Origin of the sequence: Mycobacterium ostraviense, from assembly GCF_002705925.1 — a bacterium.
Taxonomy (GTDB): domain Bacteria; phylum Actinomycetota; class Actinomycetes; order Mycobacteriales; family Mycobacteriaceae; genus Mycobacterium; species Mycobacterium ostraviense.
In genome coordinates, this window is the sequence record NZ_NKRE01000001.1 from 3,424,489 (window position 1) to 3,445,105 (window position 20,617).

At 67.2% G+C, this 20,617-nt stretch carries 20 protein-coding genes, 1 tRNA gene and 3 pseudogenes; 10 read left to right on the forward strand and 14 right to left on the reverse strand.

Going from position 1 to position 20,617, the window contains the following annotated elements; translation table 11 throughout:
* Positions 1-32 precede the first annotated feature (32 nt).
* Positions 33-108 (forward strand) — tRNA-Thr (locus tag CDN38_RS15800).
* Positions 109-295: 187 nt separating this feature from the next.
* Positions 296-421 (forward strand): hypothetical protein, encoded by a 126-nt coding sequence (locus tag CDN38_RS31875; RefSeq protein WP_267888236.1) that lies wholly within the window; start codon positions 296-298, stop codon positions 419-421.
* Positions 422-456: 35 nt separating this feature from the next.
* Here the strand turns inward: CDN38_RS31875 and CDN38_RS15805 are convergent, their stop codons facing one another.
* Positions 457-2,271 (reverse strand): hypothetical protein, encoded by a 1,815-nt coding sequence (locus CDN38_RS15805; RefSeq protein WP_075510247.1) that lies wholly within the window; start codon positions 2,269-2,271, stop codon positions 457-459.
* On the opposite strand from CDN38_RS15805, the gene CDN38_RS15810 reads away from it, so the two are divergent.
* On the forward strand, positions 2,237-3,181 hold the full coding sequence (locus CDN38_RS15810; protein ID WP_075510246.1) for an NAD-dependent epimerase/dehydratase family protein: 945 nt from the start codon (positions 2,237-2,239) through the stop codon (positions 3,179-3,181). The two genes, CDN38_RS15805 and CDN38_RS15810, sit on opposite strands and share 35 nt — an antisense overlap.
* A gap of 10 nt (positions 3,182-3,191) precedes the next feature.
* On the opposite strand, the gene CDN38_RS30895 is transcribed toward CDN38_RS15810, so the two are convergent.
* The 8 genes and pseudogenes from CDN38_RS30895 to CDN38_RS33040 all read right to left on the reverse strand — a co-directional run.
* Positions 3,192-3,821 (reverse strand): hypothetical protein, encoded by a 630-nt coding sequence (locus CDN38_RS30895; RefSeq protein ID WP_233026899.1) that lies wholly within the window; start codon positions 3,819-3,821, stop codon positions 3,192-3,194.
* Positions 3,822-3,854: 33 nt separating this feature from the next.
* Positions 3,855-4,706 (reverse strand): ATP-binding protein, encoded by an 852-nt coding sequence (locus CDN38_RS33565; protein ID WP_497755997.1) that lies wholly within the window; start codon positions 4,704-4,706, stop codon positions 3,855-3,857.
* Positions 4,707-4,833: 127 nt separating this feature from the next.
* Positions 4,834-5,874 carry an AfsR/SARP family transcriptional regulator gene (locus tag CDN38_RS30900; protein WP_244307470.1) on the reverse strand — a complete coding sequence of 347 codons (1,041 nt, stop codon included), beginning with the start codon at positions 5,872-5,874 and terminating at the stop codon, positions 4,834-4,836.
* On the reverse strand, positions 5,871-6,113 hold the full coding sequence (locus tag CDN38_RS30905) for an AfsR/SARP family transcriptional regulator (RefSeq protein ID WP_233026901.1): 243 nt from the start codon (positions 6,111-6,113) through the stop codon (positions 5,871-5,873). The genes CDN38_RS30900 and CDN38_RS30905 overlap by 4 nt, the downstream gene beginning before the upstream one ends.
* Before the next feature lie 220 nt (positions 6,114-6,333).
* Entirely contained in the window at positions 6,334-6,672 is a 339-nt protein-coding gene (locus CDN38_RS15820; protein ID WP_023368557.1) for a DUF2304 domain-containing protein, read from the reverse strand.
* Positions 6,669-7,364 (reverse strand): polyprenyl-phospho-N-acetylgalactosaminyl synthase PpgS, encoded by a 696-nt coding sequence (ppgS, locus tag CDN38_RS15825; protein ID WP_075510245.1) that lies wholly within the window; start codon positions 7,362-7,364, stop codon positions 6,669-6,671. The genes CDN38_RS15820 and ppgS overlap by 4 nt, the downstream gene beginning before the upstream one ends.
* A gap of 35 nt (positions 7,365-7,399) precedes the next feature.
* Positions 7,400-8,683 carry a hypothetical protein gene (locus CDN38_RS15830; RefSeq protein WP_099319043.1) on the reverse strand — a complete coding sequence of 428 codons (1,284 nt, stop codon included), beginning with the start codon at positions 8,681-8,683 and terminating at the stop codon, positions 7,400-7,402.
* A 170-nt stretch (positions 8,684-8,853) separates the two neighbouring features.
* A pseudogene (locus tag CDN38_RS33040) lies at positions 8,854-8,955 on the reverse strand (hypothetical protein); the annotation flags it as partial.
* 281 nt (positions 8,956-9,236) lie between these two features.
* Between CDN38_RS33040 and CDN38_RS15840 the strand changes: the two are divergent.
* Entirely contained in the window at positions 9,237-10,307 is a 1,071-nt protein-coding gene (locus tag CDN38_RS15840) for a DUF475 domain-containing protein (protein ID WP_075510275.1), read from the forward strand.
* 11 nt (positions 10,308-10,318) lie between these two features.
* On the opposite strand, the gene CDN38_RS15845 is transcribed toward CDN38_RS15840, so the two are convergent.
* Entirely contained in the window at positions 10,319-10,807 is a 489-nt protein-coding gene (locus tag CDN38_RS15845; RefSeq protein WP_075510244.1) for an inorganic diphosphatase, read from the reverse strand.
* Between the two features lie 164 nt (positions 10,808-10,971).
* On the opposite strand from CDN38_RS15845, the gene dacB reads away from it, so the two are divergent.
* From dacB to hpt, 4 genes and pseudogenes are all read left to right on the forward strand, one after another.
* Complete coding sequence (dacB, locus tag CDN38_RS15850; RefSeq protein WP_099319045.1) at positions 10,972-12,357, forward strand: D-alanyl-D-alanine carboxypeptidase/D-alanyl-D-alanine endopeptidase; 1,386 nt, start codon at positions 10,972-10,974, stop codon at positions 12,355-12,357.
* A complete protein-coding gene (locus CDN38_RS15855) occupies positions 12,354-13,415 on the forward strand; it encodes a zinc-dependent metalloprotease (protein ID WP_075510273.1) in 1,062 nt (353 codons plus the stop codon). The genes dacB and CDN38_RS15855 overlap by 4 nt, the downstream gene beginning before the upstream one ends.
* Positions 13,394-14,368, forward strand: coding sequence for a tRNA lysidine(34) synthetase TilS (tilS, locus tag CDN38_RS15860; RefSeq protein WP_075510243.1), 975 nt, complete (start codon positions 13,394-13,396; stop codon positions 14,366-14,368). The genes CDN38_RS15855 and tilS overlap by 22 nt, the downstream gene beginning before the upstream one ends.
* A pseudogene (gene hpt / locus CDN38_RS15865) lies at positions 14,365-15,004 on the forward strand (hypoxanthine phosphoribosyltransferase). The gene tilS and the pseudogene hpt overlap by 4 nt, the downstream one beginning before the upstream one ends.
* 3 nt (positions 15,005-15,007) lie before the next feature.
* On the opposite strand, the gene CDN38_RS15870 reads toward hpt, so the two are convergent.
* From CDN38_RS15870 to CDN38_RS15880, 3 genes are read right to left on the reverse strand one after another with little or no spacing between them, the layout of a single operon-like run.
* Positions 15,008-15,757: an SIMPL domain-containing protein gene (locus tag CDN38_RS15870; protein ID WP_075510242.1), complete on the reverse strand. Its 750-nt coding sequence runs from the start codon at positions 15,755-15,757 to the stop codon at positions 15,008-15,010.
* 3 nt (positions 15,758-15,760) lie between these two features.
* Positions 15,761-16,972: a PPE family protein gene (locus CDN38_RS33045; RefSeq protein ID WP_099319047.1), complete on the reverse strand. Its 1,212-nt coding sequence runs from the start codon at positions 16,970-16,972 to the stop codon at positions 15,761-15,763.
* Positions 16,973-16,987: 15 nt separating this feature from the next.
* Entirely contained in the window at positions 16,988-17,287 is a 300-nt protein-coding gene (locus tag CDN38_RS15880; protein ID WP_075510240.1) for a PE family protein, read from the reverse strand.
* Positions 17,288-18,406: 1,119 nt separating this feature from the next.
* On the opposite strand from CDN38_RS15880, the gene CDN38_RS15885 reads away from it, so the two are divergent.
* Together CDN38_RS15885 and CDN38_RS15890 are read left to right on the forward strand one after the other, a co-directional pair.
* The gene (locus CDN38_RS15885; protein WP_075510239.1) at positions 18,407-18,706 is read left to right on the forward strand and encodes a PE family protein; all 300 of its coding nucleotides are present in this window, start codon (positions 18,407-18,409) and stop codon (positions 18,704-18,706) included.
* Between the two features lie 13 nt (positions 18,707-18,719).
* Positions 18,720-19,958: a PPE family protein gene (locus CDN38_RS15890; RefSeq protein ID WP_082277060.1), complete on the forward strand. Its 1,239-nt coding sequence runs from the start codon at positions 18,720-18,722 to the stop codon at positions 19,956-19,958.
* A gap of 159 nt (positions 19,959-20,117) precedes the next feature.
* On the opposite strand, the pseudogene CDN38_RS15895 reads toward CDN38_RS15890, so the two are convergent.
* A pseudogene (locus tag CDN38_RS15895) lies at positions 20,118-20,616 on the reverse strand (adenylate/guanylate cyclase domain-containing protein); the annotation flags it as partial.
* Between the last annotated feature and the right edge of the window lies 1 nt (position 20,617).

Sequence of the window (20,617 nt, forward strand, 5' to 3'; positions counted from 1 at the left end):
TGCCGCCCGGCGCGATGGCGTCATCGGGTACAGCCGCCTTAGCTCAGTCGGTAGAGCGATTCACTCGTAATGAATAGGTCGGGGGTTCGATTCCCCCAGGCGGCTCCATCTTTGCAGGTCAGACTGGGCAATGACCCTGCCTGTTCGTGTTCGACGGCTTGAAGGGCGCGGATAGGTATCGCGGTTAAATTAATACCGATACCGCCTGATTCTTGCCGACAGCGCGGGCAGTCGTCGCACCGCTGAGACGGTCCCGTGCTGAGCGGGATGAGCTAGTGAGGCGTTGAAGCTCACGGTGACCGTTTATCCCGGCCTGGTCAGAGGGCCCGGCCGGGCCCGCAAGTCCGCCGTGGCCGCCGAACGTGCCGTTGCCGTCGTTGCCGACGTCCACTTTGTCGAACCCGGCAAACGCGTGGCGTAGCTGGGTCGTCACCCCCGTTTGTCCGGTTTGCACCATCAACTGGGCGCCAGGTAACCCACCGGACCCGACGCGATGCACAGCGACAGCGCGGTGGTGTTGGCCCGCACCGTGATCGCGTCCCCGGCGCCGGGCAGCCGGGCGTAGACGCGGTTGAGGCCCGGATGCACCGGGACCTTCCGCTCGGGTCCGTCGGACAGCGACAGCGTCATCGATCCGTCGCTGTTGGCCAGGTAGTTGAGTTCGACGGTCCAGTCGGCCGGCAGCAGCGGGCCGTCGAGAAGCAGCCGTGTCGGCTGGTCCGGCTGGGTGAAATAGCCGCAGTGCGGCAGCGGGCCGGGAACAATCGTGCGGACCCAGGTCACTCGCGCGTCGACCAGGCTGCCGGAGCTGGTGAACATGCGTAATCGTGTTGTCGCCGTTTCGAATTCGGGCCGGCCGCGCAGCAGGGCGAACATGTGGCTGGCCAGGTTCTCCGGCCAGGCCACCCGCTGCAGCACCAGCGGGTCGACTTCCTGATCCAGCAACGGCGCATTCGAATCAGCCTGTGCCGCAGCCAGACTGGCCTTCGCGTTCTGCAGGTACACCTTGGTTGGGTTGTCGCGCCACCTGGCCAGGAATGTCGCCGTGGAATACAGGCTGCTGGCCAGGAACAGCACAGTCAGGCCGGTCGTCACCCCAGCGCGCAGCGGTGAGGGGTCCAGCCAGTCCAGCCAAGGCGTTTCCCGGTTTGGCGCGGCGAACGCGACAGCGCCCAGCAGCGCCAGCACAACCACGAGATCCGGGAAATACCTTAGAGTTTGGGCCAATTCGAGCGCGGTGAACCGTGACGAGCGCATCAGATAGATCGGGACCTGGCAGGCGACGGTATAGCCCGCCGCGGTCAACCAGACCGCGCCGATGCGCCGCTTGCGGATCAACGAAAGCCCCAGCATGCCAAGCAACACCAACCAGCCGAGGGCCATCACCGCCGGCGGTGGCGTGCCCCACGGCGACGACGGTGCCCAGCGATCCCAGCGCCAGGGCCCGCCGGCCAGGCCCGGCACGATGCCGTGGGTAATCGAGCGGCACAGCAGATTCCACGTCATCGAAAGGTCCGAACTCCACCGTTTCTGGTTGACCACCGCCAGATACAGCCCCACCCAGGTTGCGGTCAGGGCCAGTGCCGGCGTCCACAGCCGCAAGCCCGCCCGCCATACCGTCCGCAGCGCCCTCGGGTCGCCGCCGACGTGACGCAACAGGGCGGCCACCGCGAACGCGACAAACGGGATTACCGCGGCCTTCTCGAAGAACAGCAGACCGACGAGGTAAACCAGTACGCCGGTCACCGCGTATCGCGGGTTGCCGGTGCGGATCAGCAGGACCGCGTCGGCGCACACCCAAGCGAGCGCCGCCAGCATCGGCAAGGAGTTCAGCGCCGCCGCCCACCACGCGAACCCGGGCACCCCCAGCGGGGTGAACAACGCGAACGTCAAGGGAATCAACAGAACCGGACGCCAGCCCAGGATCACTCGCAGCGCCCGCAGCAATGCCAGCGAAGCCAGCAGCTGCAGCACCATCAGGCTGATTGCCGGGCCGGTCCAGATCAGTGGCGCCGCCCGGATGATCGCGCCGCCAACCAGGAAAGCACCCGGCATCACGTGTCCGTCATGGTCGTCGAACAGATACGACGGCGACAACAGGCCCTGGGTGCCGGCCTTCCCGACCAGGACCAGATCGTCCCAGTAGAAGTAACCGCCGAATGCCAGCACCGCACGAACCGCCAGCTGTGCCGCGATGAGCAGCGCGGCCGCCAACGCCACTCTGTATGGTGGGCCGGTGCGCGCACTCGTCACCGGGGCAGCCGGTTTCATCGGATCGACGCTAGTCGACCGTCTGCTCGCCGACGGTCACACCGTGGTCGGGCTGGACAATTTCGCGACCGGCCGGGCCACCAACCTCGAGCACCTCGCCGAGCACCTCGGACACGTTTTCGTCGAGGCCGACATTGTGACCGCCGATTTGCAGGACATCCTCGACCAGCACCGACCGGAGGTGGTGTTTCACCTGGCGGCGCAGATCGACGTCCGACATTCGGTGGCCGACCCGCAATTCGACGCAGAGGTGAACGTCATCGGCACGGTGCGGCTGGCCGAAGCGGCACGCCGCACCGGGGTCCGCAAGATCGTGCACACCTCCTCGGGCGGGTCCATTTACGGCGTCCCGCCGGTGTACCCGACTCCCGAGACGGTGCCCACCGATCCGGCGTCGCCGTACGCCGCGGGCAAGGTGGCCGGGGAGATCTACCTGAACACCTTCCGGCATCTGTACGGTCTGGACTGTTCGCACATCGCGCCGGCCAACGTCTACGGCCCCCGCCAGGACCCGCACGGCGAGGCGGGCGTGATGGCGATCTTCGCCCAGGCGCTGCTGTCGGGCAAGCCCACCAAGGTGTTCGGCGACGGCGGCAAGACGCGCGACTACGTGTTCGTCGACGACGTGGTGGACGCCTTCGTCAAGGCCTCCGGCGAAGCGGGCGGTGGGCAGCGCTTCAACGTCGGTACCGGCATCGAAACGTCGGACCGGCAACTGCATTCGGCGGTGGCGGCGGCCGTCGGCGGACCCGACGACCCGGAGTTCCACCCGGACCGCCTCGGCGATCTGCAGCGGTCCTGCCTCGACATCGGCTTGGCCGAACGGGTTTTGGGGTGGCGTCCCCGGGTGGAGCTGGCCGAGGGTGTGCGTCGCACGGTGGAGTACTTCCGGCACAAGCACTCCGGGTGATCTGCAGGTCCTAGCTGGCCGAGCTGGCGCGCCTCACCCAACGGGAGTGACGTATCGGTGCAGACTCGACCGAGCCCGAGCCACCATCGCGGCGCTGTCGCTGACTGAGACGCGGTGCGCCTCGAATCCATCCGTGCCCAAACGGTCGACCAGAATCTCCCATTGTTCGTCGCGCAACGGCGACGGCATGCCCGCCTTGATAAACGCGCAGTGGAGGAAGGCGGCATCGTCGTCGGCGCCCAATCGGACCAAACAACCGCGTGATGTACCGCAGCGCCGCCCCTTGCTCGAACCAGTCTCCGACCCGGTCCAAATGGTCGAGCACCTCGATGAACATCCGCGCCGCCTCGATGGGATCACCGTGTACGGCGCGGGTAGCTGCGGCCGACATCAATGCGGTGCCGCTATGCCAGAAGTTCTGCACCGCCGCAGCCAGCTGCGCCGCCTTGTCGAACAGGGCCGTCGCGCGCACCGGCTCCGATCTCTTGAGCAGGTAGCCCAGGGCAAAGTAGGCCATCGACCGTGCCGTCGGGTTGCCGGTGCGCTCGGCGAGCGTCACCGCCTCCAGCGCAGCGGGCAGGCCATAGTCCGGTTTGCCCAGCGCACCCGAACAGACCGCAACCTCATACAGCGTCCACACCAGTCGGATCGGGCCGGCATCAGCGCGCGCGGGTCACCTCGCCGTCCCAGTAATCCAGGGCCCACTGCGAATCGCCTTCAAAGAAAATGACGTCGGCCAGTACATCTGCCGGGTAGGCCACCCGTGCGGTACCCGGGCCGGGCACTCGCCCCTGGGCGACCCCCGCCAGCGACCGCGCGTGAGGGCATAGTCGCCGCGGGCCCAGGCGCCGCGTGCCGCCACCCCGACGGCTGTGGCGAACAACGGATGCTCGGGTCGAGTGACAGTGATCAGGCGTTCGGCCCACTCGGCCATTTCGTAGCCAATGCGTAGCCCGAGAAGCTCGGGTAATGCCGCGACCAGACGAAGGGCAAGCTCGGTGTCGGTGTCGGCCATCGCGTGCTCGAACGCGGCGCGAAGGTTGTCGTAGTCCGGCATCATCCGCTCGACCCAGTCCCGCTCCTGGCTATCGTGCAGTCCGGTCGCGGCGCGCTCGGCCAATTCGGTGTAGTAGGCCGCATGCCGGGCGGCATAGGTATCGGCGAGTCCGGCCTCGCGCAGGTGCTCGCGGCCGAAGGCCCGAAGGGTTTCCAGGACGCCGTAGCGCGTCCGGTCGGTGACGCTGCGCACCACCACCATCGACTTGTCGACCAGACCGGCGAGCAGGTCCAGCGTGTCCTCTGCGACGTCGCCGTCCGAGCCGCACACGCCGTGCGCGGCATCCAGGTCGAAGCTCCCGGCGAAGACGGACAGCCGCACAAACAGGGCTTGTTCAGCCTGGGTGAGCAGCTGATACGACCAGTCGATCGCGGCGGACATGCTTTGCTGGCGCGGCAGGCTGCCGCGTGCGCCGCCGCGCAACACACCAAGAGTGTCGAGACGCCGGATGACGTCGGTACTGCTCATCACCCGTATCCGGGCCGCCGCCAGCTCCACTGCCAGCGGTAGGCAATCCACCAGCCGGCAGATCTCCGCGACCGCGCCTTCCGGCTGATCTTGGAGATGAAAATCCGGCCGGCCCGCTCGGGCTCGGTCAGCAAACAAGTGGGTGGCATCGTCGACGGTCAGCGGCGGAACCACCACAATCCGCTCGCCGTCGATCGCAAGTGGTTGGCGACTGGTCGCCAGCACCGCCACTTTCGGGCAGTGCCGGATGATCCGCGCCAGCAGTTTGGCGACCGCTTCCACGACATGCTCGCAGTTGTCGGCGACCAGAAGCACCTCGCGGGACCGCAGGTATTCGATCACCGATTCCTTTGATGCCCAACCCCGGCTGTTGCTGCAGATGCAAGGCGGTCGCGACGGCGTGGCTGACCGCTGCGCCATGCTCCAGCGGGGGCAGTTCGCAGGTGGCTACGCCATCACTGAAACAGTCTTGCTCGCGCCGCGCGACCTCCAGCGCAAGCCGGGTCTTGCCGACGCCGCCGACTCCGGTCAACGTCACCAGCGGACCTTCGGCCATCGACTCGATCACGCGCGCCACTTCGTGTTTGTGGCCGACGAAGCTGGTCGCTCGCCGCAGCAGCGCCGAATGCGGCCGATCCGGCACCAGGTGGGGCGTCAATGCCCGGCCCGGCGGTTGCTCGTCGCCGGAAAGAATCTGCTGGTGCACCCGGTCCAGCGAGGCGCCGGGATCGACACCGAGCTCGTCGGCAAGCCGCTGCCGCATCTGCCGGTAGGTGTCCAGCGCATTCGCCTGTCGGCCACCGCGGTACTGGGCCAGCATCAGCTGTCCGGCCAGGCGCTCGTCGAGCGGGTGAGCGGCATGCGCTGCGGTGAGTTCCACCAGCACCTCGCTGTGGCGTCCCACCCGGAATGCGACGTCATTGCGGTCCAACACCACGGCCAGCCGCTCGCCCGGCAGCGTGCTGCGCAGGCCGTTGATCCATGGTGTGTCCAGCGCGGCGAACGGCTCACCACGCCAGATGCTCAGAGCGCGTTCGAACAGGTCGGCGGCTTGCAGCGGCTCCCGGCTGCCCCGAGCTTGACGTACCACGTGCCGGAACCGATGCAGGTCCACTGACATTGCGTCGGTCCGTAGCACATATCCGCCCGGCTCGCGGGCAAGCGTCACTCCCTGGGTGTCCGAAAACAGACTCCGCAGTCGAGACACGTACCCGGCCAACGAGTTCGAGCATGGTGCGGCGGATGATCCGACCACACGTGATCAACCAAATGGTCCACCGCAACCGGGTGGTTGACGTCCACTAGCAACGCGACCAGCACGCAGCGCTGCCGCGCGTGACCGATGTCGAGCCGCTGCCCGTCGACGTGCACCGCGACGTCGCCGAGCAAACAGAACTCGACTGACATGCAGTGCACCTTCTCCCCGTGCCCGTACCCGCGCCGGGCAACATCAGGGACGAACGCCGGCAACTCCCGGTGACTTCACGACGAAGTCGGAGAGCCCGCCAAACACCTGGACTTGAGCGGCAATGTACACCCAGCAGGGCGGCGACGCCGACAAATTGACGAGGCCGTTAGGTGAAGCTCAACTCGCCGAACTGCTGAATCCGCCGCTGCTGCGTTGCAGTCAGGCCTGCGGCGCTTGAGCGCCCTCGAGCGCGACTGCCCGGGCCAACCGCGCGTAGCGCAACTCCAGGTCCTTGAACCGCATATAGGTGCTCAGGGTGGTGAAACTGAACGCCATGATCAGCGCGTAGAGCATCAGGTCGGTGCCGCGGCGCACCCCGAACCAGTGGGCGACCACCGTGGTGTCGTCCGGCCGCAGCACCGCGTAGACGCCGCCCAGCACGAACAACACGTACCCCACCTTGACCCACGCCCGCGAGCGCGCGCTGCGGCGCGACCGCAGCAGATACACCAGCAGGACGACGATCGACCCGATCAGCAACACCTGGATCCAGTTCAACGCCGTATCCTTCCTCGCAAGAACCCGTCGAAAATGATGTTGACGCCGTTGAGCAGCGGCTGGCCCTTGGACTTCGAATACTCGGTGTAGAGCACCTCGACGGGCTCTTCGGCTACCCGCCAGTGGTTTTCGGCGATCAACATGATGAATTCGGTGGCGTGGCTCATGCCGCTCATGGTGAAGTTCAGGCCGTCGGCCACCGTCTTGTTGAACACCCGCAGCCCGTTGTTGGTGTCGGTCAGGCCCAGCCGCCGTCCGCGGCGGCTCAACCGCGCCGCCGTCTGCAGCACGAGTCGCTTGAGCAGCGGTGGACGGTGGGTCACGGAGCCGCCGAACCGCGTCCCGATCACCACGTCCACGTCACCGGCGGACAGCCGGTCGATCATGGCGGCCACGTCCTTGACGCGGTGCTGGCCGTCGGCGTCGAACGTGGCGAATACCTGAGCTCCGGGCTGGCTGCGGGCGTACTCGACGCCGGTCTGGATGGCCGCGCCCTGGCCCAGGTTCACCGGATGGCGCACCAGGTGGGCGCCGGCCCTCAGGGCGATGTCCCCGGTGCCGTCGGTGCTGCCGTCGTCGACGCAGACGACGTGGTCGAAGACGGACCGCACATCGGCAATCACGTCGCCGATCACAGCGGCTTCGTTGAAGGCGGGGATGACGATCCAGACGTCGGAGTAATGCGAGGTCATTTAAGTCCACAAGTTACACGTTGGGCCTGCCGTGATCATCGGCTACGCGCCAGCGCCGCCAGATGAACGCCGATGCCGATCAGCGGGCCGCACAACAGCGCGACCACCGTGCGGGTCTCCAGCGGCGTCGGCAACAATAGCAACAACCCCGAGGCCACCGTCGCGCCGACCCAGCCCAGCGAATACGCCCGGTGCAGCGCGGCCGCCACCGCCGCGGCACCGGTGAGCGTCAGCATGGCGATCGCCACCGCGGCCGCCGTCAGCCAGGCCAGCAGCGCGCCGCTGGCCTGGTACTGGGCGCCGAACAGGGCGCGCAGCAGCCACGGGCCTACCACGCCGGCCGCCGTTACCCCGATCGCGCCGATGCCGCCGATCACCGCGCCCGGCGACAGCAGCGCGCGAATCCGGTGCGTGCTTTCGTCGACGAAATGGGCGATGAGATTTCCCTGCATGGCCGTCAGCGGCACCAGCAGTGGGGCCCGGGTCAACGTCACCGCCAAGATGACCACCCCGCCCCCGGCGCCCAGCTCGTCGGAGGTCAGCTTCAGCAGCACCGGAAAACCCATCACCAGGATCGCGCTGGCACCCGCCGCGGTGATCGAATGAGCCGCGCCCCGCAGGAACGTGGCGGTGCTGCCGGGCGTCAGCAAGCGTGCGGTAACGCGCGTGGTGGGCGACGCCGCCAGCATGATCAGCCAGGCCACCGAGCCGGCCACGGTGGCCCACAGGAAACCGGCCAGGCCCCATCCGACGACGAACGTGCCCGCGGCCACCGCCACCCTGATGACCGCGTCGGTCACCATCAACGCTCCGTATTGAGTCCACCGGTTCATGCCGGCCAGCATGCCCATCAGCGTGGCGTGCAGGCAGAATCCGGCCAGCCCGACGCTGAGCAGTCCCACCGACAGCCACCGCGCCTCGACGAACATCCGCCCGCTCCACAGCGGCGCGCTCCCGGCGATGACGACGGCTGCGGCGACGCCGACCAGTGCGGCGGCCCGCAGCGGATGAATACGACCGCCGTCCGGCAATACGTCCAGGTACTGCATCGACCGGACTTCCCGGGTGGTTTCTTGCAGCAATCCGAAGGCAGCCCCGGTGACCAGCCCGAAAGCGCCCCAGAACACCCCGAAGACCGAGAAGCCGATCGGTGCGAGATTGCGGGCGGCCAAGTAGATCACCGCGTAGCCGCACAGGCCGGTGACGGCAGTGGCTATGCCGACCCGCGCAACGCTGCCGCGGGTGATTGGCCTGCCAGGGCCTGGAGCCGTGCCCGCGGAACCCCCGACGTCGGTCACCGTGGCCGCATTAGCGGCCAACCGACCCGATGCGTGCCACGTTCGCACATCTTAGGCGGGCCGGCCGCCCGCGTTCGTGAGGCTGGTTAGGCCCTGCCTTATCCGATCCCGGTGCGCGGGATCACACTCGGGCGCGCCTGCACCACATGCGGATTAGCCCCGCCACGGCCCATCATCCCGCCGGGCATCCCCGCCCCGGCACCACCGGCGCCCATCGGCATCGGCATCATCGGCATTTCCCGAGCAAAAATCCGCGCCGAATTGATCTCTGGCGGCAACCACGCGAAATCCATCACATTCTTCTCATCGTCTCGAGAGCCGCAGGGGACCCGGCTCCGGGTGACATGGCCAAACTGGTTGACAAGGGATGCTCCTTCACAAAGTTGCGGCGCCGTGGTCGCTCAGCAGGTCCACGAGAGCTTGCGACCAGGCCGCGGCGTTGCGGACCAGCCTTTCAGGGATTCATTGAGCGGCTATTGGGTAAAAATGAAATGGGCGGCCAGTCGGTATCCGGGCCGCCATCGTGAAGCCGACATCCGGCCGCGGCATTCCGGGCGGCGCTCGGAAAGGAACCATGACAACGATCCGCATTTTCGGGTTGTCGCTGCTGTTCACCGCGGGCGCGCTGGCCATCGGCTACTGGCACGGCGGGCCGACGGCGCTGTTCTTGCTGGTGGTGCTGGCCGTGCTGGAGGTGTCGCTGTCGTTCGACAACGCCATCATCAACGCCACGATCCTGAAGCAGATGAGCCGGTTCTGGCAGCAAATGTTCCTGACCGTCGGGATTCTGATCGCGGTGTTCGGGATGCGGTTGGTGTTTCCGTTGGCCATCGTGTGGGTCACCGCCGGGCTGGACCCGGTACAGGCGATGGACCTGGCGCTCAATCCACCGCCCAACGGCGCGCCGGAGTTTCCGGACGGGTCGCCCAGCTACGAAAAGCTGATCAAGGACGCCCATCCGCAGATTGCGGCATTCGGCGGCATGTTCTTGCTGATGTTGTTCCTGGACTTCGTTTTTCACGACCGAGACATCAAGTGGCTGAAGTGGATCGAAGCGCCGTTCGCCCGCGTCGGCCGGCTCGGGCAGGTGCCGGTGGTGGCGGCGTGTGTTGCGCTGGTCCTCGTCGGCACGGAGTTGACGCACTCGGGTGAGGATCGGGCGACCGTGCTGATCGCCGGGTTACTTGGTCTGGTGACCTATCTCGTCGTCAACGGTTTGAGCCGGGCCTTCCGGCCCCCGGAATCAGCAGCGTCGGACGTCGGGGGAGCGGGGGCGGTCGGCAAAGCCGGCTTCACGCTCTTCCTCTATCTCGAGGTGCTCGATGCGTCTTTTTCCTTCGACGGTGTCACCGGAGCCTTCGCGATCACCAGCGACCCGATCATCATTGCGCTGGGCCTCGGCCTGGTGGGCGCCATGTTCGTCCGGTCGATCACCATCTATCTGGTCCGACAAGAAACCCTGGACCGCTACATCTACCTCGAGCACGGCGCCCACTGGGCGATCGGGGCTCTCGCGGTGATCATGCTGATATCCGTCGACCACCGCTTACAGCTGCCGGAGTGGATCACCGCATCGATCGGGGTGCTCTTCATCGCGGCCGCCATCACCAACAGCGTGCTGCGCAATCGGCGAATCGCCAGGTGATGCCCCGATAATCAGTGCCCGCCGGCCTGGAATCGCTCCACCGAGCGCTGCACCTCGGCTTCGGCTTCCTTGCGGCCCACCCAGTCGGCGGCCTTGACGAACTTGCCCGGCTCCAGGTCCTTGTAGTGCACAAAGAAGTGCTTGATCGCGTCCAACTCGAAGGCCGGAACGTTCTCGATGTCCTGGATGTGGTCCCAGCGGTGGTCGCCGGCCGGAACGCACAGCACCTTGTCGTCGCCACCCTTCTCGTCGACCATCCGGAACATGCCGACCGGCCGGGCCGCCACCAGCACCCCCGGGAACACCGCCTCGGGCAGCAGCACCATCGCGTCCAGCGGGTCGCCGTCCTCTCCGAGGGTGTCCTCGATGAAGCCGTAGTCGGCCGGGTAGGCCATCGGGGTGTAGAGGTAACGGTCCAGGTGGACCCGGCCCGTCTCGTGGTCGATCTCGTACTTGTTGCGCTGGCCCTTGGGAATTTCGATGGTCACGTCGAATTGCACCGCGTGGCTCCTTTGGATAAGCGAGTGGATAAGCGAGGCCCAGGACAGGCTTGAGTAGGTCAAATGCCGTCGCGGGTACACCCTAGTCCAGCGATACCGTGACGCCGCCTCCCGGCTCGTTCGGCACAATAGGTCCGGAAAGGGTCCGGAAAGGCAGGAGAGTCATGGGTCCCAAACGCTGGCGGAAGACCACCCACATGTTCATCGGGGTGGCTGTGCTGGCGTTTGTTGCCGCCGTGGTCGCGGCAGCCGCTTTCTTCACGACCGGAAGTCACGGAGCCGGTGCGCGCCCGCCGGTGCCGCCACCGCGCCCGCCCACGGTCAAACCGGGGGTGACTCCGGTGGCGGACACGGCTCCGGCGCCCAGCGCGGCCGGGGTGGCCGCGGCGCTGGCCCAGGCCGCGGCGGACCCCAACCTGGGCAGGCTGGCCGGCCGGGTCACCGACGCCTTGACCGGCCAGGAACTGTGGCGCCAGCTCGACGACGTGCCGTTGATCCCGGCGTCGACCAACAAGGTGCTGACCGCGACGGCGGCACTGCTCACCCTGGACCGGCAAGCCCGGGTCAGCACCCGGGTGGTGGCCGGCACCCGCGACAGCCAGGGGCCGGTGGTTCTGGTGGGTGCCGGGGACCCCACACTGTCGGCCGCGCCTCCGGGTGTCGACACCTGGTACCGAGGCGCGGCGCGGATCAGTGACCTGGTCGAGCAGATCCGCCGCAGCGGCATGACGCCAACGGCGGTGCAGGTCGACATCTCCGCGTTCACCGGCCCGACCATGGCGCCGGGCTGGGACCCGGCCGACGTCGACAACGGGGACATCGCCCCGATCGAGGCGGCCATGATCGACGCCGGTCGGATCCAGCCCACGACCGTCAACTCGCGGCGGTCGCGCACCCCGGCGCTGGACGCCGGACGGGAGCTGGCCAAAGCCCTCGGGCTGGACCCGGCGGCCGTGACGATCGCCACGGCACCGGCCGGCGCGCGGCAGCTGGCCGTGGTGCAGTCGGCGCCGTTGATCCAACGGCTGTCCCAGATGATGAACGCCTCCGACAACGTGATGGCCGAGTGCATCGCCCGGGAGGTGGCCGCCGCCATCAACCGGCCGCAGAGCTTTACCGGCGCTATCGACGCGGTGCTCACCCGGCTGAACAGCGCACACATCGACACCGCCGGCGCCGCGCTGGCCGATTCCAGCGGGTTGTCAGTCAATGACCGGCTCACCGCCCGCACGCTCGACGGCGCGATGCAGGCCGCGGCGGGCCCGGACCAGCCGGCGTTGCGCCCGCTGCTGGATCTGCTGCCGATTGCCGGTGGCAGCGGCACGCTGGGCGAGCGCTTTCTCGACCGGGCCACCAACCTGGGCCCAGCCGGTTGGTTGCGGGCCAAAACCGGCTCGTTGACGGCCATCAACTCGCTGGTCGGTGTGCTCACCGATAGCAGCGGACGGGTGCTCACGTTTGCGTTCCTGTCCAACGATGCCGGGCCTAACGGTCGCAATGCGATGGACGCCCTGGCGACCAAACTGTGGTTCTGCGGGTGCACGACGTGACAGCACCCTCGGAGCTGACCCTAGGCAACACGGTCGATTGGCGATTTGCGGCCGCAGTGGGGGAGCGGCTGGCCCGCCCGGGCCCGCCGTCCACCGAATACACCCGCCGCCAGGTGATCGGCGAGCTGATGCGGGCGGCGGAGAAGGCAGAACCGCCGGTTCGCGACGTGACGGGGCTCCTCACCGCGGGCGCGGTGCCGCCGGCGCGCGTCTTGGACCGGCCGGCATGGGTGCGGGCGGCCGCCGAATCGATGCGGGCGATGACCAATGGCAGCGACAAGCCCCGGGGTTTTCTCACCGGCCGGGTCACCGGCGCCCAGACCGGGGCTGTGTTGGCGTTCGTGGCCTCGGGCATCCTCGGCCAGTACGATCCGTTTGCCACCGCCGACGGCGCCGGAATAGGCGGTCTGCTGCTGGTGTATCCCAACGTCATCGCGGTCGAGCGGCAACTGCGGGTCGACCCTTCGGATTTCCGGCTGTGGGTGTGCCTGCATGAGGTCACGCACCGGGTGCAGTTCACCGCCAACCCCTGGCTGGCCAGCTACATGCAGGAAGCGCTGGGTCTGCTCACCCGAGAACCGGCTGACGATCTCGGTCAGGTGGTGAGCCGGCTGGCAGACTTCGTTCGCAACCGCGGTGACTCGTCCGACGATTCCGGCGGCCACGTGTCCGGCATTCTGGGCGTGGTGCGCGCCGTGCAGTCCGAGGCCCAACGCCGGGCCCTGGATCAGCTGTTGGTGCTCGGCACGCTGCTGGAAGGCCACGCCGAGCACGTGATGGATGCGGTGGGGCCGGTGGTGGTGCCGTCGGTGGCCACCATCCGCCGTCGCTTCGACGAGCGACGTGCGCGCAAGCAACCGCCGCTGCAGCGGCTGCTGCGGGCATTGCTGGGCTTCGACGCCAAGCTCAGTCAGTACACCCGCGGCAAGGCGTTCGTCGACGAGGTGGTGGGCCGGGTCGGGATGAAGCGGTTCAACACGATCTGGACGGGTCCGCAGACACTGCCCCTGCCGGCCGAGATCGAAAACCCGCAGCGATGGATCGACCGGGTGCTGTAGCGCAGCTGCGCAGGGCTGTCGAGAAATTCGTCGCCCAATACCTCGGCTCCATCGACCGGTGGTGCGTCGGGCTGTCCGGCGGCCCGGACTCGTTGGCGCTCACCGCTGTTGCGGCGCAACTGCGGCCCACCACCGCACTGATCGTCGACCACGGTTTGCAGCCGGATTCGGCCGTGGTCGCCGAAACCGCACGGGCACAAGCTATTTCGTTGGGCTGTCGGGACGCGCGGGTGGCCTGCGTTCAGGTAGGGACTGACGGCGGGTTGGAGGCCGCGGCCCGTGCCGCCCGCTACGCCGCGCTGGAGGCCCGCCGCGACGGTCCGGTCTTGTTGGCCCACACGCTCGACGACCAAGCCGAGACGGTGCTGCTGGGGCTCGGCCGCGGTTCGGGGCCCCGGTCGATCGCCGGCATGCGCCCTTACGATCCGCCGTGGTGCCGGCCGCTGCTGGGGGTGCGTCGCAGCGTGACGCACGATGCCTGCCGGGAGCTGGGTCTGACCGCCTGGCAGGATCCGCATAACGACGACCGGCGCTTCACCCGGACCAGGCTGCGTCAGGAGGTGCTGCCGCTGCTGGAGGACGTCTTGGGCGGCGGCGTGGCCGAGGCGCTGGCCCGCACCGCGACGGCGTTGCGCGAGGACACCGACCTGATTGACACGATCGCCGCCGGGGCGCTGACCGCCGCGGCAGCCGGTTCGGGACTGGACACCGCGGCGCTGACCGCGCTGCCGGGCCCGGTGCGACGCCGGGTGATCCGCAGCTGGCTGCTGGCCGGCGGCGCGACCGGGCTGACCGACAAGCAGATCCGCGGCGTCGACGCGCTGGTCACCCATTGGCACGGCCAGGGTGGCGTGGCGGTCGGGTCGGCATCTCGGGGTCAGCGCTTGTTCGCCGGACGACGTGACGGCGTGCTGACGTTGCGGCTCGACGAGCCCGTCATGAAACCGAGTTGACGCCTGCGTTGGTTGCCGGTCGGTCGACGTCGCTACGCTGTGGTCGTGGCTGAGACCTTCACGAGACAGATAGCGGAGCTGTACTCGGGGGATATCAAGTCCGTGCTGCTCACCGAGGAGCAGATTCAGCGCCGCATCGCCGAGCTCGCCGCCCAGATCGGCGACGACTATCGCGAGGTGTCCGCGACGACCGACCAGGATCTGTTGTTGGTCACCGTGCTGAAGGGCGCGGTGCTCTTCGTCACGGACCTGGCGCGTGCGATTCCGTTGCCCACCCAGTTCGAATTCATGGCGGTGAGTTCCTATGGGTCCTCGACGTCGTCGTCGGGCGTGGTGCGCATCCTCAAAGACCTCGACCGCGACATCCACGACCGTGATGTGCTGATCGTCGAGGACGTCGTCGACTCGGGTCTGACGCTGTCCTGGCTGTTGCGCAACCTCAAGAGCCGCCATCCTAGGTCGCTGCGGGTGTGCACGCTGCTGCGTAAGCCTGATGCGCTGGGAGCCAACGTCGATATCGCCTACGTCGGCTTCGATATTCCCAACGATTTCGTGGTGGGTTACGGCCTGGACTACGACGAGCGCTACCGCGACCTGTCATACATCGGGACGCTGGACCCCCGGGTCTATCAATAGCGTCTAGTCCAACTCCCACACCGCGGTCACCGAGAAGCTGACTGTCTGTTGGCCGGGTTCCAGGGGCACCGGGGTCGCCGCGCGCGGCGGCGCCGGCGGAGCAGACCTCGTCGGCGCGGTGGAACCGGACCCCTCCGAGATGGACAGCACCTTGCCCAGGCGCAGCCCCGATAACTGCGCGTACTGCTGGGCACGGTTCTTGGCGTCGTCGAAGGCGCGGGCCCGCGCATCCTTCACCAGCTGCGAGTCGTCGGCGATGGAATAGCTGACCGAACTGATCCGGGTGGCGTCACCGCCGGTGGTGACGATCAGGGCCAGCAGCCGCGAGGCGGCATCGGTGGGGTGGATCTTGACCTCGATGGCGTTGTCGGCACGGTAGCTGGTGATCGTGGCGGTTCCGCCCGGCTCCGCGCTGCTGTACTGGGGTTGCAGGCTGACCTCGGTGGTGCGAATGTCCTTGCGGTCCAGCCCCGCTCCCACCAGCGCATTGATCACCGCCTGCTGGCGGTCGTTGGTCTGGTTCATCGCGCTGGTGACGTCGGCCGCGGTGAACTCGATTGCGACGTCGGCGGTCAACGTGTCCGGAACACCTTGCACCTGCCCCGACCCGAAGACGGTCACCTGACGCGGATTTGCTCCGGGCGGCGAGGCATCGTGGGAATCGCACGCTGACAGCGACGCGGTGACCAGTCCCGCGACGGCCAGGGCAACCGACGTGCGGACGACCCGTGGGGCGCTTTGTGTGAACGGCATGCGCTACCCTAGCGCCGCTTCGACGCCGGGAAGCGAAATCCGCGCCGTCGCTTCGGCTCTGCTAACCGCCGGCGGGCGTTCGGGGGGCGAACCTTGTCCGGGCCATCGGCGCGGCACCCGCGCGGGCGACCCCGGTTCCGGCCAGGCTGGACATGGCCATTTGGACCCACGGCGTTCGGGAGTCTGGACTGGCCGCAACCGCGCCGGGCAACAGGTCGGCGTCGGGAAGGATTGCCGGGGCTTTGACAGCCCAGCTCGGCGGTACCGACAGCCTTCCGATCGAGTCCGCGCTACCCACCGCCGCGCTGATGTGGTGAGCCGGGGCGGTGATGGGCACGATGTGGGTCGCCGCGGCGGCACCACCCAGCGCGCCTTGGCCAGCGACTTGGTCGCAAAGCTTGGCATCATGCTGCCGATGTTCATCCCGTCCATGACGGACAGGGAGAAGATGGTCGGTTCGAACGCCACCTTGCCCCTAGCAATCCCCACTCGGTCGTCTTTCGTATCGCACTCGCGGCGTCGGTTATCGCGGTCCACACTTTCGACCAAGTGCCGGACCCAGCCGGGGGAAGCGAGTGCCTGCAGTGCCGAGGGGGTCAGCTCGTGCAGCCGCGCCACATGCTGAAGTACCTCACCCGAAGCGTGTGCGGCACCGACTGCGCGCGCGGCGAACTGGCGGGCGAGTCCGCCCGGATCGGTGGTCGGCGCCGGCGCGGTGAATGGTGTCAATCGTGGTGCGGCGGCCGACGCTTCGGCATATGCATACGTGGCGGCGGCGTCCTGCGCCCACATCCTGCCGTAATCCGCTTCGTTGAGCATGATTAGCGGGGGGTTCTGGCCGAAGAAGTTGGTAGCGATCAGCACGTGGCGCACGAGCCGGTTGGTCAGGACTTCGGCCAGCGCCACCGTCATCAGGTGCGCGATCTCGTAGGCTGCTGCAAACAGCCGCGCGTGCTGTCCAGCGCGCGCGGCTTCCGCAGCGCTCGCCGTCGACCATGTCACGAAATGCGCGGCTGCTGCAGCCATTTTTATCGCCGACGGTCCTCGCCATGACATGGCCAGGTTGGCCAGCATCGACCCATACGAACCGGCCGCATCGTAGAGATTGCCCGCCATCTCGTCCCAGGCGGCTGCAGCGTCATGCAGTGAGCCGGCGCCCGGGCCGGCCCACATCCGGCCGGAGTTGACCTCCGGTGGCAACAGTGCGTAATCCATTGCGGCACTGCTCTTCTACGCCAAATCGACTTTGTTCGTGGCCTCAACGACGGTGTACGAATCCCCACAAGCGGCCAGCGTGGCAACAAACGCCTGGTGAATCGCGATGGCCGGGGTGTAGACCGCCTGAAACGCTTTCGCGTGAGCTGCGAAATGCATCGCGCTCAACGCCGAAACCTCATCGGCCGCAGGCGGAATCACATTCATGGTGGCTGCGGCCGCGGCCGCGTTACGAGAGATCATCGACGAGTCGAGCGCTTGCAGCTTGGTCGCCGCTGACTGCAGCATTTCCGGCTCTGTGGTGAGAATCGACATTAAATTTAATTTAGTGACTAAAACCTCCGCGACTTATCCAGGCGGGTAGCCGAATGGGCATCGGCGGCTACGGCGCCGTCAAGCCCGATTGGCCATACCCTGCCGAAGGTCCGTGGGGTACAGGTATGTTGGCGCGACTTCGTTTTCGGAGACTGACGCTTTCGTCCGAAAGTCGTTGTGAGCAAACCGCTTAACTAGACTGCCGCCGGTGCGGAGAATTCGGCGTCGACGCACTGGCCTAGGGGCCGTGGATGGTGTTGTGTCGTTCGATCTCGCACCAGCGTTGCGCACGGCTGGGCCGTTTGGTACGGAGCGCATACCGATGCCTCCTGGACTAGTGCGAGCTCATTGGCAACCGTCGGGTGCTGGACCTATCGTGAGCCCGATCACAACGATGCTGGAGGCGAAGGTAGCACTAGGACATGATTTTTGTCAACCGCAGTTGTCCAATGATTAGGATCGCTGCGCCGGGTGAGCCGGGGCGCGCGCCGGCTCGGCACGCGGCGGCCAGCGCCCCGGTCGCTTCGCGAACCCGGACTGCGCATTGAGCAACAATTTCCGACAGCAAATTTCCGATCGGGCATTCATGCCGAAAATCGGAGGCGTAAAGGGTGACCGCATCGGCGCACCGCGCAGGCTAGGCCCGCTGACACCGGTCGCCGTGTGCCAACCCGCAGCGCCGGAGTTCCGCGGCCATAACTTGTCACCTTGGTGGGCGCACCTTGATTGGGTCCCAGGGTGGAATGGCGATCTCAGATGGCGGTGTGTCCAGCGAGTGTGGCGCATCTGGGGCCCGATAACGCGTTGGCTGGACGGTCAATAAGGACGAGGATGCGCTGTCCAAGCTAATTACCATATCGCGCGAGCCGACGTCGCCCCGAACTTCATATCAAACTCTAATCTTATTTGATTCAGATATGTTTCATAGAATGGTTTCAACGGCCTGCATGTTTGTCTCAGCAAATGAATTGTTATCGACACAGCAGTGAACAGGCTGGGTAAAACCTGTGTTGTTCCTATCTGGCTGGCTTAGCGTGTCGTGCGATGTGCTTCAGCGATGAGCGGCGTCACTGCCCGTGAAAGTCGTTGACGCAAGGTGATATTGGGGAAGGGATATTCATGTCGATCATGCTCGCGCAGCCGGACATGCTGGCTGCGACCGCTACGGAACTGCAATCCATCAACTTCGCGGTCAGTGCCGGGAATGCCGCCGCGGCAGGCCCGACGACCGGGGTGGTTCCGGCGGCAGCCGATCTGGTGTCGCTGCTGACCGCCACGCAGTTCGCCACGCATGCACAGCTGTACCAGCAGATCAGTGCCCAGGCCGTAGCGGTGCAGGAGCAGCTGGCGACCACCCTGGGCATCAGCGCCGGCTCGTATGCGGCTACCGAGGCTGCCAACGCGGCCACCATCGGCTAGGAGACCGACAGTCATGGACTTTGCACAGTTACCACCGGAGATCAACTCCGCGCTGATGTATTCCGGGCCTGGCTCGGGGCCGATGCTGGCTGCGGCGGCTGCCTGGGATGCCCTGGCCGCCGAACTGCAATCCACCGCGTCCTCCTATGACGCGCTGGTCACCGCACTGACCGACGGGCCGTGGCAGGGGCCGTCCGCGGCGTCCATGGCGGCCGCCGCCATGCCGCAGGTGGAGTGGCTGAGGAGCACCGCCGCACAGGCAGAGCAGGCGGGTAGCCAGGCCGTGGCCGCCGCGACTGCCTACGAGGCGGCGTTCATGGCGACGGTGCCGCCGGCAGAGGTCGCAGCGAACCGAGCCTTGTTGATGGCGTTGTTGGCCACCAACTTTCTCGGCCAGAACACCGCGGCGATCGCGGCTACGGAGGCGCAATACAGCGAGATGTGGGCCCAGGACGCGGCCGCGATGTACGGCTATGCCGGCGCATCGGCGCAAGCCACGACTTTGACGCCGTTCAGCCCGGCGCTCCCCACGGTCAACTTGGCCGGGGTAGTCGCCCAAGCCAATGCGGTGGCGCAAGCGGTGAGCACGTCGGCGCCCGCGCAAGGGATGACCGAGATCACCAAGTCGCTGTCGCAGATGGCCGGCCTGACGAACGAACCACCCTGGCTCAAAAACCCTTTGGGGGCACTCGGCCTCGGCGGGAACACCTGGAATTCCAACGGCGACGGGATCGTCGTGGGCGGAGCCCTCGGCGATGTGGTTGAGGGCTTGACCGGTTCGGCAACGGTGGACGGCAGCTTGCCCATGGACGTGTTCAATAGGTGGGTTTCTCCGGCTCGGCTCGTGATCACCCAGATGAAGGACTACTTCGGCCTCGCGCACGACCTGCCGAAGTGGGCCAGTGAGGGCGCCGAATCCGCCGCCAAGGCGGCCAAGGGGGCTATCGAGGCATTGCCTGCCGCCCTGCCGAGTGCCGGGCTGGGCGGGATAGCGGGAGCTGTCGGCAAGGCGGCGTCGGTCGGCGGATTGGCGGTGCCAGCTTCCTGGGCCAACACGGTCGGGGCGGCCAACCCCATCGTGACGATCAGCAACCTCGGCGCCGCGGCGGCCGCAGAACCCGCCGCAAGCGCGTTCGGCGGGATGCCGGTGCTGCCTGGTTCTGGCGTCGGGCGCGGCATGGCGGCCCACTTCGCCGCTCCCCGATACGGATTCAAGCCGACCGTGGTGCCACAGCCGCCGGCCGGGGGATGACGGAGTCGGGCAAGAGGCAGTTCTTTGTAGCGCGGCGTAGCCGAGGCAGCGGATCTTGCGCGAAGTGGCGATGGATGACGCCTGGTCGTCGATGGCGCCCGGCTTTCCAGTCTGCTAACGGTGGTAAACGTAACCGTATTGCGGCTCAACGCAACTCGGTTATCTGCGACCGGTGGCCGCGGCGAACCGGGCCATCCCGCGCAGTATCCAGGGTGTCCGTTTCGCGATCACCGCCACTGCCCGATCCGAGCGGCGCATCGTGGAGCGAGGGCCGGGCGTGGGAGTTGACACCAGTCGCGCCTCGGCCGATCCAGCCCGCGCGCCGTGACGCTCGACCGCCAGTAGTTGCCAGGCGCCGGGCACGCCGCGCAGCTCAACGCTGCCGCGATCCTCGAAGCCGGTGCCGGAGCCGACCACGAGGTCGCGGACCCGTGCAGGAGACCAGGATGTCGCCCGCTCCTGCGTGCCCGAGGATTCGCGCCGCGATGTGTACCGCGATCCCGCCGATGTCGCAGTCCAGCAGTTCACACTCGCCGGTGTGGATGCCTATGCGGATCTCGATGCCCAGCGTCTCCGCGCCAGCGCGCAACGCTTCCGCGCAACGAATGGCCTGTGTCGGGCCGTCGAACGTGGTGAGATGCCCATCGCCGGTGCCATCA

Coding starts and splice junctions, on each gene's coding strand:
- CDN38_RS15805 (WP_075510247.1), bottom strand. CDS start 2,271: ATGAAACCGGCTGCCCCGGTGACGAGTGCGCGCACCGGCCCACCATAC.
- CDN38_RS33565 (WP_497755997.1), bottom strand. CDS start 4,706: ATGAGCAGTACCGACGTCATCCGGCGTCTCGACACTCTTGGTGTGTTG.
- CDN38_RS30905 (WP_233026901.1), bottom strand. CDS start 6,113: ATGTCAGTCGAGTTCTGTTTGCTCGGCGACGTCGCGGTGCACGTCGAC.
- ppgS (WP_075510245.1), bottom strand. CDS start 7,364: ATGACCTCGCATTACTCCGACGTCTGGATCGTCATCCCCGCCTTCAAC.
- CDN38_RS15840 (WP_075510275.1), top strand. CDS start 9,237: ATGACAACGATCCGCATTTTCGGGTTGTCGCTGCTGTTCACCGCGGGC.
- dacB (WP_099319045.1), top strand. CDS start 10,972: ATGGGTCCCAAACGCTGGCGGAAGACCACCCACATGTTCATCGGGGTG.
- tilS (WP_075510243.1), top strand. CDS start 13,394: ATGGATCGACCGGGTGCTGTAGCGCAGCTGCGCAGGGCTGTCGAGAAA.
- CDN38_RS15870 (WP_075510242.1), bottom strand. CDS start 15,757: ATGCCGTTCACACAAAGCGCCCCACGGGTCGTCCGCACGTCGGTTGCC.
- CDN38_RS33045 (WP_099319047.1), bottom strand. CDS start 16,972: ATGGATTACGCACTGTTGCCACCGGAGGTCAACTCCGGCCGGATGTGG.
- CDN38_RS15880 (WP_075510240.1), bottom strand. CDS start 17,287: ATGTCGATTCTCACCACAGAGCCGGAAATGCTGCAGTCAGCGGCGACC.
- CDN38_RS15885 (WP_075510239.1), top strand. CDS start 18,407: ATGTCGATCATGCTCGCGCAGCCGGACATGCTGGCTGCGACCGCTACG.
- CDN38_RS15890 (WP_082277060.1), top strand. CDS start 18,720: ATGGACTTTGCACAGTTACCACCGGAGATCAACTCCGCGCTGATGTAT.